Genomic DNA, 15,064 nt, shown 5'->3' on the forward strand with positions numbered 1-15,064 from the left:
GTTGTCGCGTTGGTCAAGACATAGGGGGCGGGGCGGGCAGGCTCAAGCCGGGATCGGAATTGCGCGTGCCCGGAAGGTAGAGGTGCGGTCATCCCGGACTTGATCCGGGATCTATGGCAGGGCGCGAGGTCCTCGGGTCCGCCCGTGGATGAGGGTCTAGGACGGTGAGGATGGTGGGAGCAGCGCCCGCTGCAGCGTAATGGCGTTAGGCTGGAGCGGCGCGGCCAGGCGGTGGTTCAGCCAGTACCGGCGGGTGGTCGTCAGATCGTCGCCAACCGGGACAAGCCGGCCGGAGGTGACGAGAGTGTCGAGCATCGGCAGGCTGGCCAGCGCGATGCCGTCGCCGGCCAGCGCGCGCCCGATGCTGTGGCCATAGCTGCGGCAGGTCTCGACGGGGCGATCGGCGAGGGGAGAGTCCGCCCTGCGGTCGTGCCAGATGCGCCAGTTGATCCAGTCGGGTGCGAGGCGGGGATAGTCGAGCAAGGGCAGGTGAGGGTGATGGGCAAGCGTGGCGGCAACGGCGGGCGTGGCGGCGGGCACGATGGTTTCGTCGAAGAGCGGCGTGCCGGTCCAGCCTTGTGGCGGGGCCTCGCCGTAATGGATGGCGAGGTCGAGCGTGTCGGCGGTGAGGGCGTTGGGGTCGTCGGCGGTCAGTACGCTGACATTGCAGGCGTCCGGGCTGGTGGCGAAGGCCTGGAGGCGCGGGTAGAGCCAGAACATCGAGACCGCGCCGTTGGCCGCAATCTGGAGCGTGCGAGTTTCTGAGACACGCGCGGTGTCGAGCGAGGTGGTCAGGTAGTCTAGCGCGAGGCGGACGGGTTCGGCGAGCCTGCGGGCAGTTTCGGTAGGCACCGCGTGGCGCGCGCCGCGGTCGAAAAGCGGCGTGCCGAGCCAGTCTTCAAGTTGGCGGATGCGTTTGCTGACGGCGGCCTGGGTGACCATGAGGTCCGGTGCGGCGGCGGAAAAGCCGCCGCGTTTCATCACCGTGCTGAAGAAGACGAGAGTTTCCAGAGGGGGGAGGCTGCGACGGTCCTGAGTCATTCCTTGAGGTTATCGAAGAGCGTGAGGATTTCCAGCGTTTTCGAGGTGCTTTGGGTCGAATATGGAATGCCTGACTTCAGGCCGAGGAGGATGACATGGCGGAACTGGATTGGCACGCGGAGCGGGCTGACCTTGCGGACCTAACGCTGCTGGACCGGGTACCGGAGGATGAGGGGATCGACCTTGTCGCGGTGCGCGGCTACCGGCTGGGCCGGGTGCGGGCAGAGATGCGCAAGCGCGATATCGCGGCGGTTCTTTTGTCCGATCCGGTGAATATCCGCTACGCCACGGGCGCGCGGAACATGCAGGTGTTCAGCCAGAGGAATGCGCCGTCGCGCTATCTTTTGCTGACGCAGGACCGCTCGATCCTGTTCGAGTTTACCGGCTGCGCGCATCTGGCGGACGGGCTGGAGACGGTCGACGAGGTGCGCGCGGCGCGCACGGCGAGTTTCGTGGCGGCGGGGCCGGATATCGCCGCGCGGGAGAAAGCCTGGGCTGGCGAGATGGCGGACCTGGTGACCTCGCTGGTGGGCAAGGGGGCGACGCTGGGGATCGAGCGGCTGAATGCCGGGAGTGCCATTGCGCTGCGCGATGCGGGGATGAGGATCGTGGATGCGCAGGAACCCGTCGAGATGGCGCGGGCGATCAAGTCGGCGGAAGAGATGAAATGCGTCAACGCCTCGCTGCGGGCGACTGAGATCGGCGTGGCCAAGCTGCGCGCGGCGATAAGGCCGGGAATGACCGAGGCGGAGCTGTGGTCGGTGCTGCATCAGTCGGTGATCGCGCAGAACGGGGATTACGTGGAAACCCGGCTGCTGAATGCCGGGGAGCGGACCAATCCATGGTTCCAGGAGACGAGCGACAATGTCATCGGCGCGAACGAGTTGATCGCGCTGGATACGGACGTGGTGGGCTGCCACGGGTATTACTCCGATTTTTCGCGCACGTTCCATTCGGGCCCGGGCAGGCCGAGCGCCACCCAGCGGGAGCTTTACAAGGTGGCCTATGAGCAGGTGCATCACAACATGGGCATTCTGCGGCCCGGCATGACGTTTCGCGAATACGCCGATTCAGCCTGGGACATTCCGGAGCAATATTACACGAACCGCTATTACCTTTCGGCGCATGGCTGCGGGATGACGGGTGAGTATCCGTACCTGTATCACCACGGCGATTTCCCGGATGCGGGCTATGACGGGGTGATCGAACCGGGCATGACGCTGTGTGTCGAAAGCTATATCGGCGCCGAGGGCGGCACCGAGGGCGTGAAGCTGGAGCAGCAGGTGCTGATCACCGAGACGGGCGTGGAGCTGTTGTCGCGCTTTCCGTTCGAGGATGATTTGTTGCGGTGACGTGGGGACAGATTATTCGTACGAATAATCTTGGGGGAGAAAATTCGTACGAATTTTCTTTAGCCGTAGTGGGTTAGCATGTCGCGGAGGTCTTCGAGCGTGTTGGCCTCCTGCACGGGCTTGTCGTGACGCCAGCGTTTCATGCGGGGGAAGCGCAGCGAGACGCCGGATTTGTGGCGGGTGGATTCCATGATCCCCTCGAAGGCGATCTCGAACACGTGCTCTGCCTTCACCTGCCGCACGGGGCCGAAGCGTTGCAGGGTGTTCTTGCGTACCCAGGCGGTGATCTTGCGGAACTCGGTGTCGGTGAGGCCGGAATAGGCCTTGGTGAAGGGCACGAGGTCGTTGCCGTCACGCACCGCGAAGGTAAAATCGGTGAAGAGGTTGGCGCGCCGACCGCTGCCCTGCTGGGCATAGATCATCACGGCGTCGATGGTCAGGGGATCGAGCTTCCATTTCCACCAGTCGCCCTTTTTGCGGCCGGAATGGTAGGGGGAGTCCTTGCGTTTCAGCATCAGACCCTCCGCGCGCGCGTCCCTGGCCGTCGCGCGGGTTTCGCGGAGGTCGTCCCATGATTTGAAGGGGATGAGCGGGGATTGTCGGACGGGGGCCTCGGGCGGGAGGTCTTGCAGGAGGGTTTCGAGCCGGGCGCGGCGCTGGGCGAAGGGCGTGTCACGCAGGTCTTCGCCATCCTGTTCCAGAAGATCGTAGGCGTAGAGGATCACCGGCGCGTCCTTGAGCAGTTTCTTGGGCACGGTCTTGCGCCCGATGCGTTTTTGCAGGGCGTTGAAGGACATCGGGCCGGTGCCGTCCCACGCGAGGATTTCGCCGTCGAGCACGGTGCCGGGCGGCAGGTAGTCGCGGGCGCGGGCCAGTTCGGGGAAGCGGTCGGTCACCAGTTCTTCGCCGCGGGACCATGTGAAATGCTCGCCCCCGCGCAGGATCAACTGACCGCGGATGCCGTCCCATTTCCATTCGGCCAGCCAGTCGGCGGGGTCGCCTAGCGACTCGGGTTCTTCGTCGTCGAGGCCGTAGGCCAGGCAGAACGGATAGGGACGCGAGAGGTCGGCGGTGGCGTCATGCGCCTCGATCAGCGCGTGCCAGGAGGTGCTGTCGGGCGTCCAGTCGCCCATGAGGCGGTGCGCGAGTTCGGCCTCGTCGCGTTGGGTGGCTTGTGCCAGGGCGCGAGTCATCAGCTTGCGCGAGATGCCGATGCGGAAACCGCCCGTCAGCAGCTTGTTGAAGACAAGCCGTTCATGCGGCTGCATCTGGTCCCAGGCATCCAGGATGGCTGCCTTGCGGGCCTCTTCGGTCTCGACATCTAAGGCGCGGAGGCGGGCGATCCAGGTGGCAAGGCTGTCGTCATGGTCGCGGGCGGGGGGTGGCAACACGAGTGCGATGGTTTCCGACAGGTCGCCGACGATGGGATAGCTTTCCTCGAAGAGCCAAAGCGGGATACCGGCGCGTTCGGCGGCCCATTCGCGCAGCTTTGTCGTCGTGATGGCGCGGCGGGGGCGGCGGCCGGAAAACAGCGCGACGGTCCAGAGCTTGTCGGCGTCGGGCGCGGTGGCGAAATAGTCGGCCAGCGCGGCGACCTTGGTGTTGGTCTTGGTGGTCTGGTCGAGCGTGGTGAAGAGGGAGGTGAAGCGTTTCATGCCGCATCTTCCGCGTCGTCGCTGGCGTCGAGGGATTCGCCGGTGAACTCGGTCGGAACGACCCGGGCGTTCCAGCCCTGCTCATTGAGGTATCGCGCGAAGATATCGGTGTAACCATGTGTTGCATATATGTTTTCCGCTCCAGTCGCCTTGATGGCGGAGAGCAGGCCGGGCCAGTCGGCATGGTCCGACATGACGAAGCCGCGATCCACGGCGCGGCGGCGGCGCACGCCGCGCAGGCGCATCCAGCCCGAGGCAAAGCCGGTGGAGGCCGGGCGAAAGCGGCGGGCCCAGGTGCTGCCCAGGGCAGAGGGCGGCGCGAGGACGAGCGCGCCGGGATGGTCCTTGGCCTTGAGGTCGGGCGTGACGTGTAGCGTATCGGGAAGTGCGAGGCCCTGATCCCGCAGGACGACGTTGGTGTTTTCCACCGCGCCGTGCGTCAGGATGGGGCCGATCGAGGGGTCGAGCAGCGACAGAACGCGCTGGGCCTTGCCCAGCGAGTAGGCACCGAGCAGGGAAAACGTACCGGCGGCGGCGTTGGCGGCCCACCAGTCATTGATCTGACGCGCCGCATCCTCTTCGGGCGTCCAGGTGAAGACCGGCAGGCCGAAGGTGCATTCGGTGATGAAGCTGTGGCAGGGCACCGGCTCGAACGGCTCGGACAGGCGGTCGGCCTCGGTCTTGTAGTCGCCGGACACCACCCAGACCTCGCCATCCACTTCAACCCGGACCTGGGCGGAGCCGGGAACGTGACCTGCGGGGTGGAAGGACACGCGCGCGCCGCCGATCTGGCGCGTTTCGCCATAGTCGACCGTGTCGAGGGTGATCTCGCCCAGCCGGTGGCGCATCACGGGCGCGGCGGCGGCGGTGCAAAGATAACGGGCATGGCCGGGGCGGGCGTGGTCGGCATGGCCATGGGTGATGAGCGCCCGGTCCACGGGCCGCCAAGGGTCGATGAAGAAATCGCCGGCGGGGCAGTAGATGCCCTGGGGTTTGAATTGCAGAACCATGCGAGGGAGGTAGCGTGCCCGCAGGCGGGGGCCAGAGGATGAAGGCTTGCCGTCAAGTGCAGTGCCGGTATGGTCACGCTAAAGCGACAGGGGAAGGATGCCATGCGGTTTGTAAGATACGGAGCGCCGGGACGGGAGAAGCCGGGAATGCTGGACGCCGAAGGTCGGGTGCGCGACCTGAGCGGCGTGGTGGCCGATATTTCCGGGGCCGTGCTGGGGGCGTTGCCGAAGCTGGACCCGGAAAAGCTGCCGCTGGTGGAGGGCACGCCGCGGCTGGGGCCTCCGGTTGCCGGGATTGGCAAGCTGATCGGGATCGGGCTGAATTACAGCGACCATGCCGCGGAGATCGGGATCGAGCCGCCTGCGGAGCCGGTGGTATTCATGAAGGCGACGTCGAGCATTGTGGGACCGGACGACGACGTGGTTCTGCCGCGCGGATCGACCCACGGCGACTGGGAGGTCGAGCTGGGCGTGGTGATCGGGCGCGAGGCGAAATATGTCAGCGAGGCCGAGGCGCTGGACTACGTGGCGGGCTATACCATCGTGAACGATGTCTCGGAGCGGCATTTCCAGATCGAGCGCAGCGGGCAATGGACCAAGGGCAAGAGCTGCGACACGTTCGGGCCGATCGGGCCGTGGCTGGTGACGCCGGACGCGGTGGGCAATGTGCAAAGCCTGGGTATGTCGGCGGATGTGAGCGGGGAGCGGATGCAGACCGGGAATACGTCGACGATGATTTTCACGGTGGCGCAGATCATCGCGCATCTGAGCGAGGTCATGCGGCTGGAGCCCGGGGACGTGATTGCCACCGGCACCCCGCCGGGTGTGGGCATGGGGCGGGACCCCAAGCGCTATCTCAGGCCTGGCGACGTGATGGAGTTGCAGATCCAGGGGCTTGGGCGTCAGCGCCAGACGGTGCGTGCCGATCCCTGACGCTGGCGTAAAAGTCGACCAGCTTGCCGATCAGGGCGTCGCGGATCCGGGGCGCTTCCTGGAGCACCTCGTGCCTGGCGCCTTCGGCGATTTCCAGCTCGCCGCCGGGCCAGCGTGACATCCGGTCATGCACGCGGGAGACATCGACGATGTCCTCCTCGGACCCCAGCAGGCACAGGCAGGGCAGGTCGGGCGACGGGCGGCGCCACATCTGGCGCGTGCCAAGAAGCGATTCGTAGAGCCAGCGCAGGGACGGACCGCCGATGGTCAGCTCCGGGTGCGCGGTGACCTGGGCGATCATGTGCTGATAGCTCTCGACGTCGGTGGTCAGGCGGTTCTTCTCGAACGGTTCGACGAGCACGTAGCTTTGGGGCGAGGTCCCGGGGGCGTAGACGTGGTCGAAACCCACGCTGCGGCTGCTCCATCCCAGTGACCATGCAACCGGGCGCAGCGCAGCCGAGATGCGAATGCCCCACATCGGCGCGGAAAAGGACGCGCCCGCCACCGGCAGGCCGTCCATCACCGACTTGAGCGCGATGCCGCCGCCCATGGAGTGGCCCAGGACGAACCACGGTTTGGGCAGGTCCAGTTCCCGCGCGGCGTCGACCATGGCTGTGACGTCGTGCTGGTAGTCGTCGAAATGCAGGACGTGGCCCGACATCTTGTCTTCGATCAGCCGGTCGGCAAGGCCCTGGCCGCGCCAGTCGACGACCAGCGTGGTCAGGCCGGCGGCGGCGAAGTGCCGGACAGTGCGGCCGTATTTCTCGATGTATTCGGTACGACCGGGAAAGAGAAGGAGCGTGCCTGCGCTTTCACCCGCGTCCTCCTGCGGGCGCCAGAGCCCCAGGCGGATGCGCACCCCGTCGGCGGTGTCGCACCAGAAGGCGCGGCCACCGTCGGGGCCGTCGGCAATATCGGAAAAGAAGGGCGCGTCCGTCAGCATGGGTGTTACGACAGCACCGAGCCGAGTTTCATCGCGGTGCCCATGTCGCCGTCGACCGACAGCTTGCCGGACATGAAGGCGGCTGTGGGGTCGAGATCGCCTTCGAGGATGGACTGGAACGTGTCGGCGTCGGCGGTCATGGTGACGTCGGTTTCGTCATTGCCTTCGCGCACGCCGGATTCGTCGATCACGATGGAGCCTTCGTTCTCGATCACGAACTTTGCACTGCCGTCGAAGCTGCCGTTCATTTTGGCGGACAGGGCCTCGACCGCGGATTTCGTTACGTCGCTCATGTCAGTTCCTCCAGATTTGATCGACCGGGGGCTTTGATTCCCGGTCATGCGCGCTAAACTGGGTACGTTATGGGCGTTATGAACCGACTTTCCAAATATATCGTCGCGGCAGTTTTGCCGTTAGTCATGTTTTCCTTACCCGGCATGGCGCAGGATTCGGCGCTTGATCCGCTTTTCGAGCAGTTGAAAGAGGCCGAACCGCGCGAGGCGAACCGGATCTCCAAGGAAATCGAGTTGGCATGGACGCGGTCGGGCTCGGCCACGGCGGACCTGTTGCTGAAGCGTGGGCGCGACGCGCTGGAGGCGGGCGACACGAACGCCGCGATCGAGCATTTCACCGCCCTGACCGATCATGCGCCGGATTTCGCCGAAGGGTTCCACATGCGGGCGATGGCCTATGCCGACGCCGAGTTGTTCGGCCCCGCGCTGGCGGACATCGAGCGGGCGCTGGCGCTGAACCCGAGGCATTACAACGCAATCGCGAGCCTGGGCGGTATCCTGTATCACGTCGAGAATTACGAGAAGGCCAAGCAGGCATTCGACCTTGTGCTGGCGCTGCATCCGCATCATGAAGACGTGGCGCAGGTGCTGCCGATGGTCGAACGCGAGATCGGCGGCCGGGACCTGTAAGCACAGCAACGACAAGGGGCAAGTCCCATGGGCGAGCAGTCGAGGATCCTGGCGGTCCTGGGCCCGACGAATACCGGGAAGACCCATTTCGCGATCGAACGGATGCTGGGCTATCGCACCGGCGTGATCGGCCTGCCGCTGCGCCTGCTGGCGCGAGAGGTCTATGACAAGATCGTCGCGGTGCGCGGCCCGTCGGTGGTGGCGCTGGTCACGGGCGAGGAACGGATCGTGCCGCCACGCACGCAATACTGGGTCTGCACGGTCGAGGCGATGCCCGAGGGGATGGGCGCGGATTTCGTGGCGGTGGATGAAATCCAACTGTGCGCCGATCCCGAGCGGGGGCATGTGTTCACCGACCGCCTGCTGCGGATGCGCGGGCAGAAAGAAACGCAGTTTCTGGGCGCGCACACCATGCGCGGGGCGATTGCGGCGCTGGTGCCGGGGGTGGAATTCATCGGCCGCGAGCGGATGAGCCAATTGACCTACACAGGTTCGAAAAAGATAAGCAAAATGCCTGCTCGGTCGGCCATAGTGGGCTTTTCGGTTGAGAATGTGTATGCCTTTGCCGAACTCTTGCGCCGTCAGAAGGGCGGTGCAGCCGTCGTGATGGGCGCGCTGAGCCCCCGGACACGCAACGCGCAGGTGGATCTTTATCAGAATGGCGATGTGGATTACCTCGTGGCCACTGACGCCATCGGGATGGGGCTGAACCTGGACATCAACCACGTCGCGTTTTCCTCGCTGACGAAGTTCGACGGGCGGCGGATGCGCAACCTTGCCCCGAACGAGCTGGGCCAGATCGCGGGACGCGCGGGGCGGGGCATGACCAGCGGCACGTTCGGGGTGACGGGCGAGGCGCCGGAACTGCCGGACGACATGGCGCAGGCGATCATGGACCATCGCTTTACCCCCATCCGCAAGCTGGAATGGCGCAACGCGGCGCTGCAATTCGGGACGGTCGACGCGCTGATCGCGTCGCTGGAGCAAAAGCCCGAGGATGATTGGCTGGCCCGCGCCCGTGAGGCGGATGACCTTGTCGTGCTGCGCACACTCGCCGGAGATGCCGAGATTGCCGCGCGGGCCAGTGATGGCGCGTCGGTGCGGCTTTTGTGGGATGTGTGCCGGGTGCCGGACTTTCGCGGGATAAGCCACGCGGAACATGCGGGGCTGCTCGAGCGTATATTCAGTGACCTGCACGAACATGGCCGCGTCAGCGAGGAATGGCTGGCCGGGCACGTGGCGCGGATCGACCGGACGGACGGGGATATCGACACGCTCTCCAAGCGTTTGGCATATATCCGCACATGGACCTATGTTGCCCAGCGAAAGGGTTGGGTCGGGGACGAAAACCATTGGCGCGGCACGACCCGCGCTGTAGAAGACCGCCTGTCGGACGCGTTGCATGACGCGCTGACGCAAAGATTTGTGGACCGGCGCACCAGCGTGCTGATGCGCCGGCTCAAGCAGAAGGACGCCATCGTGGCCGAAGTGAATGACAAGGGTGAAGTGACCGTCGAAGGCGAATTCGTCGGACGGTTGGAAGGGTTCCGGTTCCGCCAGGACAAGACGGCGGGCGGGCAGGAGGCCAAGGCGCTGGCGCAAGCGAGCTTGCAAGCCCTGGCGCCGCATTTTCACCTGAGGGCGGACAAGTTCTATAACGCGCCCGACACCGAGATCGATTTCACCGAGCAGGGCGGCCTGATGTGGGGCGAAAGCGCCGTGGGCAAGCTTGTGGCCGGTGCCGATCCGCTGAAGCCGCAGGTCGAGGCGTTCGTGGATGATACGGCCGGGCCAGAGGTGATGCAGAAGGTGCAGCGCCGGCTGCAGCATTTTATCGACCGCAAGGTGGCGACGCTGTTCGAGCCGCTCTTGAACATCCAGCGGGACGAGGAATTGAGCGGGCTGGCGCGGGGCTTCGGCTTTCAGCTGGTCGAGAATTTCGGGATCATCCCGCGCGGCGAGGTGGCCGATGAGGTCAAGGCGCTGGACCAGGATGCGCGTGGGCAGTTGCGCAAGCATGGCGTGCGCTTTGGCCAGTTTACGATATTCATGCCGCTTTTGCTGAAGCCCGCGCCGACGCGGCTGCGGCTGGTGCTGTGGTCGCTCAAGATGGGGCTGCAGGAGTTCCCAGAGGCGCCGCCGCCGGGTCTGGTGACGGTGCCCGCCGGCACCAGTGCGCCGGCCGGGTATCACTCGATGTCGGGCTACCGCGCTGCCGGCGAGCGGGCGATCCGGATCGACATGCTGGAACGGCTGGCGGATATGCTGCGGTCCGAGGACAGCCGTGGCGGTTTCGAGGCCAATGCCGACATGCTGTCGATCACCGGGATGACACTGGAGCAGTTCGCCGACCTGATGCAGGGCCTTGGCTACAAGGCCGAGCAGGGCGAGCGCGAGAAGGTCAAGCCGGTGGATGCCGCGCTGGACGATGCGCCGGAGCCGGCGGAAACGGGCGCGCTTGACGAGGGCGCGACCGCCGAGGACGCGGTGGAACAGATCGCGGAAGACGGCCTTGCGCCCGTCACCGAGGTGCCACCCGAGGAACCGGAGGTCGCGCCGGACATTCCCGAGATGTCCGAGACCGAGGTGCCGCTGGGCGACGTGCCGGATGCGGCCAAGGACGAGACCGAGATGGAGGTCTTCTATACCTTCACCTGGGCCGGGCGCGCGGCGAAAGCCCGTGGCGAGGGGCGTGGCAAGCCGCAGGGTGGCAAGCCGAGGCCCAAGGGCGGCAAGCCCAAAGGCAAGGGCAAGCCGCGTCGCGAGGACACCGCCAAAAGCTTTTCCTCGAAGCCTGCGAAGAAAGACAAGATTGACCCTGACAACCCCTTTGCCGCCGCCCTTATGGGGCTGAAGGACAAGTCGTGACATGAGTGACGCGGGCCAGCCGAAGATACGGCTGGACAAGTGGCTGTGGCACGCGCGGTTCTTCAAGACCCGCAGCCTGGCCACGAAACTGGTCACCGGCGGTCATGTGCGGGTCAATTCGCAAAGGGTGTCGAAAGCCTCGTCGTCGGTGAAGCCGGGCGACGTGCTGACGTTTCCGAAGGAACGAGATATCCGGGTGATCCGCATCGTCGCGGTGGGCGAAAGGCGAGGGCCTGCACCGGAAGCGCAGGCGCTGTACGACGATCTGGATCCGCCGAAGCCGCGTGACTGGCAGGCGGAGCCGCAAAACCCGCGTTATGAAGGCAAGGGGCGGCCCACCAAGAAGGATCGCCGCAAGTTGGACCAGGAAACGCGATAGTCCGGCGCAGATCGGCGTCTGGCGCTTGAATGATGCGCCGGACTGGATTACGTCAGCGCGAAGAGACAAGGACCGGGGCGAAAAATGACCTATATCGTCAATGACAGTTGCATCGCGTGCAAATACACCGACTGCGTGGAGGTGTGCCCCGTGGATTGTTTCTACGAGGGGGAGAACATGCTGGTGATCCACCCCGACGAGTGCATCGATTGCGGCGTCTGCGAGCCGGAATGCCCCGCCGATGCCATCCGCCCGGACACCGAGCCGGACATGGAGAAATGGGTGGAGTTCAACCGCAAGTACTCTGAGATGTGGCCGGTGATCGTGACCAAGAAGGATCCGCTGCCGGACGCGGACGAGCGCGACGGGGAAGAGGGCAAGCTGGAGAAGTACTTTTCCGAGGCGCCGGGCGAAGGCGGCTGAGGCAGCGCCCGCAGGCATGACCCGATTCGTTTGATCAAACGGCCAAGGGTTCGTGTGTTGCGTTAAGAGTGTCCTTTAAGGGCATGCCTGCGCAACTATAATCTGGGTCGCGCTGTGAGCCTGCTTCCAGCGGCACCTTTTTTGTGATACACTGCCGTTACAAATGTAGACACCGCCCATATAACATCCATCTGCCCGCGCTGACGCATGGGAGGTGGATTTCTTTGTGCTTGACGTCAGACCCTGTTGGCCCGCTGCCCCGGGAGATGCTCCGCCAAGTTTGAACTGGGAAGCTTGTGAGGAAAACCTGAATGAGCAAATCGAAGAAGTCCGAGTTTCGCCCTGACGATTACGTTGTGTACCCTGCGCACGGCGTTGGCCAGATCATGTCGATCGAGAAGCAGGATATTGCCGGGATCGAACTGGAGCTGTTCGTCATCTCGTTCGAGAAGGACAAGATGACGTTGCGGGTTCCGACCCACAAGGCGACCGAAATCGGGATGCGCAGCCTGTCCAGCCCCGACGTGGTGTCGAAGGCGATGACCACGCTGAAAGGCAAGGCGAAGGTCAAGCGCGCCATGTGGTCGCGCCGGGCCCAGGAATACGAACAGAAGATCAACTCGGGCGACCTGATCGCGATTGCCGAAGTGGTGCGCGACCTGCACCGCACCGACGATCAGCGCGAACAGAGCTATTCCGAGCGCCAGCTGTACGAGGCGGCGCTGGAACGCCTGACCCGTGAAGTGGCCGCTGTCAGCGGCGGTGACGAGGTGCAGGCTGCCAAGGAAGTGGACGAGGTGCTGGTGTCGCGCGCGGCGTGATCCAGACCAGAATTTGAAAAGAAGGGCCGTGCCGAAGGGCGCGGCCTTTTTCGTTTGGGCCGGCCCGTCAGGTTGCGTGGGGCGCCGCTTGCGTCTCTGCCAGGCTCATCAGGTACTGGCGGAACGCGTCGTCCTCGCCTTCGAGCAGGGCCGGCAGCGAGGCGCGGAAGTCCTCGCGGTGGCACCATTCGATCATGTCATCTTTCCATGACAGCCACTGACGTTTCGCATCGCCCTGCAAGTCGTCGGTGTAAAGGATGATGAACGCCTTCTCGAACAGGGACACCAGCATTCTGAAAATGATCTCGGTGCGTTCGCGCTGTTCATCCGAGACAGGCTCGGGCAGGGACATGCGGCTCATCAGCAGGAGGTCGGAATTGTCCATCACCAGCCTGAGAAAGTTGTCGTACTCTTCCGACAGGTGCCGGTGAAGCTCGCTCATTTCGTTCTTTCGGCGCAAGCGTTCTTCGCGCAGAATCACGAAGATCGCGGCGGGAAAGCCGAGTATCGTCACGACATAGCTGAGTGCTTCAAGCCAGAGCATTCTGCGCGCGGTGCCTTCTTTTTCGGATACCTGATACCGTCATAGCATCTGCGCGCCGGATTGGCACAGGTGACATGCGCAGCCGCCACGGCGCAACAGGCTGCATTCAAGCCTTCTTGCGGTCGTCGGAGATGTCCTCGGCGGCTTTCTCCTCGAGTTGCGACAGCAGCATGGTCTGCAATTCGGCCTCCAGCTCCTTGGCGCGCTTGATGTAGGCGCCGTTCTGGATGGTGGGAATGTTGGGGTCCCACAGCGCCGCAAGGTCACGCACCGAGTCGCGGTCGTGGTGGTAGAAGGTCTTTTGCAGCTCTGCCGCCTCGAATTCGGTCAGGCCCATGTTTTCCAGCACGTAGCGCCCGGCGCGCAGGGAACTGTCGAAAAGTTCGCGCACGATGTCGTTGGCGCCGGCCTTGTAGAGCCGGAAGACGTGGGTGCGGTCGCGGGCGCGGGCGACGATGTGCAGGTCAGGCCGTTCGCGCCGGGCAAAGGCCACCAAGCGCGTGGTGGCGTCGGCGTCGTCGAGCGCGGCCACCAGCACCTTGGCGTCGGCAAGGCCAGCGGCATGAAGCAGGTCGGGCCGGCCCGGATCGCCCAGAAAGCCCTTGATGCCAAAGCGCCGCATCCGCTGGATCGCCTCGAGGTCATGGTCGAGCACGACGGTTTCGAAGCCCGAGGAGCGGACCATGCGGTTGACGATCTGCCCGAAGCGTCCGATTCCGGCGATGATCACGGGGCCCTTGGCGTCGATTTCGTCGGCCTCTTGCGCATCTGAAGGGTCGGTCATGCGGGTCGACAGGTAGTCGTAGAGGATGAACAGAAGCGGTGTGATCAGCATGGAGATGGCGATGACCAGCAGAAGCGTTTCGCGCAGCTCGGGCGGGATCACGTTGTTCTGACCGGAAAAGTTGATCAGCACGAAGCCGAATTCACCCGCCTGCGCGAGGCCCAGCGTGAAGAGCCACAGGTTGTGGCCCTTGAGCCCGAAGATGCGCCCCAGCCCGTAAAGGATGCCGCCCTTGATCAGGATGACGGCGAACGCGAGCCCCATGATGGTGAAGAACGAGGCGAAGAGGATGGAAAAGTTGATGCCCGCGCCCACGGTGATGAAGAAGAGGCCCAGAAGCAGGCCCTTGAAGGGTTCGATATCGCTTTCCAGCTCGTGGCGGAATTCCGACGACGCCAGGACGACGCCTGCGAGAAAGGCCCCGAGCGCGGGGGACAGGCCCACGAGGCTCATCACGAAAGCGATGCCGACGACGATCAGCAAGGCGAGCGCGGTGTACATCTCGCGCAGGCGGGCGTGGTGGATGAAGCGGAAGACGGGGCGGGTGGCATAGACGCCGAAGATGATGATGCCGGCCACGGCCCCCAACGTCAGCAGGGTGACGCCCCAGCCCGGCAGACTGTCGATCATGGATTGCGCCACCTGTGCGGGCGCGCCGCCATGGTCGCCTTCGGCGGCGTGGCCTTCGTCGGCCAGGCGTTGCAGGGTCTCGCCAAGGATCATGTCGGGGGTCTTGGGCAGGGCCAGGAGCGGCAGCAAGGCCAGCATAGGGATGACGGCGATGTCCTGTGTCAGCAGCACCGAAAAGGTCGAGCGCCCGCCGCCGGTCTGCATCAAGCCCTTTTCCGACAGTGTTTGCAGCACGATGGCGGTGGAGGACAGCGCGAAGACCATGCCGATGGCCAGCGCCACGGACCAGACCACGCCGAGCGCCATGCAGCCGGCCATCACGGCCGCCGTGGTGAGCGTGATCTGCAAGCCGCCCAGTCCAATGAGCTTGTGCCGCATGTCCCAAAGCGCCTTGGGTTCCAGCTCGAGCCCGATGATGAAGAGCATCATGACCACGCCGAATTCGGCGAAATGCTGCAATTCCTCGGTGTCGTGGCCGCCCAGCAGACCGGGAATGTGACCGATGGCGATACCGGCGGCAAGGTAGCCCAGCACAGAGCCGAGGCCCAGCCGGGCCGCCAGCGGGACCGCGATCACCGCGGCGGCGAGGAAAACCGTGGCCTGAAAGAAAAACCCTTCCATGGGACTCCTGCGACGTTTTCGGGAGTGGGGCGACGCGCCGCCACGGTCAGAGTATGCGGTGCGGGTGACGCTTGTGCAAACGGCTTGGCGGATCAACCGGCCTCAGGGCACGACTTTTTCACGCACGGCGGCCCGTC

At 64.7% G+C, this 15,064-nt stretch carries 14 protein-coding genes; 7 read left to right on the forward strand and 7 right to left on the reverse strand.

Going from position 1 to position 15,064, the window contains the following annotated elements; genetic code table 11:
* Window positions 1-156 precede the first annotated feature (156 nt).
* Window positions 157-1,041 carry a LysR family transcriptional regulator gene (locus XM53_RS09870; RefSeq protein ID WP_057792801.1) on the reverse strand — a complete coding sequence of 295 codons (885 nt, stop codon included), beginning with the start codon at window positions 1,039-1,041 and terminating at the stop codon, window positions 157-159.
* Between the two features lie 95 nt (window positions 1,042-1,136).
* Here XM53_RS09870 and XM53_RS09875 point away from each other — a divergent pair, with 95 nt between their 5' ends.
* Entirely contained in the window at window positions 1,137-2,393 is a 1,257-nt protein-coding gene (locus XM53_RS09875; protein WP_057792803.1) for a M24 family metallopeptidase, read from the forward strand.
* A gap of 59 nt (window positions 2,394-2,452) precedes the next feature.
* On the opposite strand, the gene XM53_RS09880 is transcribed toward XM53_RS09875, so the two are convergent.
* Together XM53_RS09880 and XM53_RS09885 are read right to left on the reverse strand one after the other, a co-directional pair.
* On the reverse strand, window positions 2,453-4,048 hold the full coding sequence (locus XM53_RS09880; RefSeq protein ID WP_057792805.1) for an ATP-dependent DNA ligase: 1,596 nt from the start codon (window positions 4,046-4,048) through the stop codon (window positions 2,453-2,455).
* Window positions 4,045-5,058, reverse strand: a complete 1,014-nt coding sequence (locus XM53_RS09885) for a ligase-associated DNA damage response exonuclease (protein WP_057792807.1) — start codon at window positions 5,056-5,058, stop codon at window positions 4,045-4,047. Before XM53_RS09885 ends, XM53_RS09880 begins: the two co-directional genes overlap by 4 nt.
* 102 nt (window positions 5,059-5,160) lie before the next feature.
* On the opposite strand from XM53_RS09885, the gene XM53_RS09890 reads away from it, so the two are divergent.
* Window positions 5,161-5,991 (forward strand): fumarylacetoacetate hydrolase family protein, encoded by an 831-nt coding sequence (locus tag XM53_RS09890; protein WP_057792809.1) that lies wholly within the window; start codon window positions 5,161-5,163, stop codon window positions 5,989-5,991.
* Here the strand turns inward: XM53_RS09890 and XM53_RS09895 are convergent.
* Together XM53_RS09895 and XM53_RS09900 are read right to left on the reverse strand one after the other, a co-directional pair.
* Entirely contained in the window at window positions 5,915-6,934 is a 1,020-nt protein-coding gene (locus XM53_RS09895) for an alpha/beta fold hydrolase (RefSeq protein WP_057792810.1), read from the reverse strand. The genes XM53_RS09890 and XM53_RS09895 overlap by 77 nt on opposite strands.
* Before the next feature lie 5 nt (window positions 6,935-6,939).
* Entirely contained in the window at window positions 6,940-7,227 is a 288-nt protein-coding gene (locus tag XM53_RS09900) for an SCP2 sterol-binding domain-containing protein (protein ID WP_057792812.1), read from the reverse strand.
* Between the two features lie 126 nt (window positions 7,228-7,353).
* Here XM53_RS09900 and XM53_RS09905 point away from each other — a divergent pair, with 126 nt between their 5' ends.
* From XM53_RS09905 to XM53_RS09925, 5 genes are all read left to right on the forward strand, one after another.
* Window positions 7,354-7,857 carry a tetratricopeptide repeat protein gene (locus tag XM53_RS09905; RefSeq protein ID WP_082630913.1) on the forward strand — a complete coding sequence of 168 codons (504 nt, stop codon included), beginning with the start codon at window positions 7,354-7,356 and terminating at the stop codon, window positions 7,855-7,857.
* Window positions 7,858-7,884: 27 nt separating this feature from the next.
* Window positions 7,885-10,725, forward strand: coding sequence for a helicase-related protein (locus XM53_RS09910; RefSeq protein ID WP_057792816.1), 2,841 nt, complete (start codon window positions 7,885-7,887; stop codon window positions 10,723-10,725).
* A 1-nt stretch (window position 10,726) separates the two neighbouring features.
* Window positions 10,727-11,104 carry an RNA-binding S4 domain-containing protein gene (locus XM53_RS09915; protein ID WP_057792818.1) on the forward strand — a complete coding sequence of 126 codons (378 nt, stop codon included), beginning with the start codon at window positions 10,727-10,729 and terminating at the stop codon, window positions 11,102-11,104.
* 84 nt (window positions 11,105-11,188) lie between these two features.
* Window positions 11,189-11,527: a ferredoxin FdxA gene (fdxA, locus tag XM53_RS09920; RefSeq protein WP_057792820.1), complete on the forward strand. Its 339-nt coding sequence runs from the start codon at window positions 11,189-11,191 to the stop codon at window positions 11,525-11,527.
* Between the two features lie 311 nt (window positions 11,528-11,838).
* Window positions 11,839-12,348: a CarD family transcriptional regulator gene (locus XM53_RS09925; protein ID WP_057792822.1), complete on the forward strand. Its 510-nt coding sequence runs from the start codon at window positions 11,839-11,841 to the stop codon at window positions 12,346-12,348.
* Between the two features lie 67 nt (window positions 12,349-12,415).
* Here XM53_RS09925 and XM53_RS09930 read toward each other — a convergent pair whose 3' ends face one another.
* Window positions 12,416-12,892: a hypothetical protein gene (locus XM53_RS09930; protein WP_057792823.1), complete on the reverse strand. Its 477-nt coding sequence runs from the start codon at window positions 12,890-12,892 to the stop codon at window positions 12,416-12,418.
* 106 nt (window positions 12,893-12,998) lie between these two features.
* Window positions 12,999-14,927, reverse strand: coding sequence for a cation:proton antiporter domain-containing protein (locus tag XM53_RS09935; protein WP_057792826.1), 1,929 nt, complete (start codon window positions 14,925-14,927; stop codon window positions 12,999-13,001).
* Between the last annotated feature and the right edge of the window lie 137 nt (window positions 14,928-15,064).

Source organism: Roseovarius atlanticus (assembly GCF_001441615.1).
In the GTDB taxonomy this organism is placed as follows: Bacteria; Pseudomonadota; Alphaproteobacteria; order Rhodobacterales; family Rhodobacteraceae; genus Roseovarius; species Roseovarius atlanticus.

Bases quoted from the DNA above. Each gene is read 5' to 3' on its own strand.
- XM53_RS09915 (WP_057792818.1), top strand. From the start codon at position 10,727: ATGAGTGACGCGGGCCAGCCGAAGATACGGCTGGACAAGTGGCTGTGG.
- XM53_RS09880 (WP_057792805.1), bottom strand. From the start codon at position 4,048: ATGAAACGCTTCACCTCCCTCTTCACCACGCTCGACCAGACCACCAAG.
- fdxA (WP_057792820.1), top strand. From the start codon at position 11,189: ATGACCTATATCGTCAATGACAGTTGCATCGCGTGCAAATACACCGAC.
- XM53_RS09885 (WP_057792807.1), bottom strand. From the start codon at position 5,058: ATGGTTCTGCAATTCAAACCCCAGGGCATCTACTGCCCCGCCGGCGAT.
- XM53_RS09890 (WP_057792809.1), top strand. From the start codon at position 5,161: ATGCGGTTTGTAAGATACGGAGCGCCGGGACGGGAGAAGCCGGGAATG.
- XM53_RS09925 (WP_057792822.1), top strand. From the start codon at position 11,839: ATGAGCAAATCGAAGAAGTCCGAGTTTCGCCCTGACGATTACGTTGTG.
- XM53_RS09895 (WP_057792810.1), bottom strand. From the start codon at position 6,934: ATGCTGACGGACGCGCCCTTCTTTTCCGATATTGCCGACGGCCCCGAC.
- XM53_RS09905 (WP_082630913.1), top strand. From the start codon at position 7,354: ATGTTTTCCTTACCCGGCATGGCGCAGGATTCGGCGCTTGATCCGCTT.
- XM53_RS09930 (WP_057792823.1), bottom strand. From the start codon at position 12,892: ATGCTCTGGCTTGAAGCACTCAGCTATGTCGTGACGATACTCGGCTTT.
- XM53_RS09910 (WP_057792816.1), top strand. From the start codon at position 7,885: ATGGGCGAGCAGTCGAGGATCCTGGCGGTCCTGGGCCCGACGAATACC.
- XM53_RS09935 (WP_057792826.1), bottom strand. From the start codon at position 14,927: ATGGAAGGGTTTTTCTTTCAGGCCACGGTTTTCCTCGCCGCCGCGGTG.
- XM53_RS09900 (WP_057792812.1), bottom strand. From the start codon at position 7,227: ATGAGCGACGTAACGAAATCCGCGGTCGAGGCCCTGTCCGCCAAAATG.
- XM53_RS09875 (WP_057792803.1), top strand. From the start codon at position 1,137: ATGGCGGAACTGGATTGGCACGCGGAGCGGGCTGACCTTGCGGACCTA.
- XM53_RS09870 (WP_057792801.1), bottom strand. From the start codon at position 1,041: ATGACTCAGGACCGTCGCAGCCTCCCCCCTCTGGAAACTCTCGTCTTC.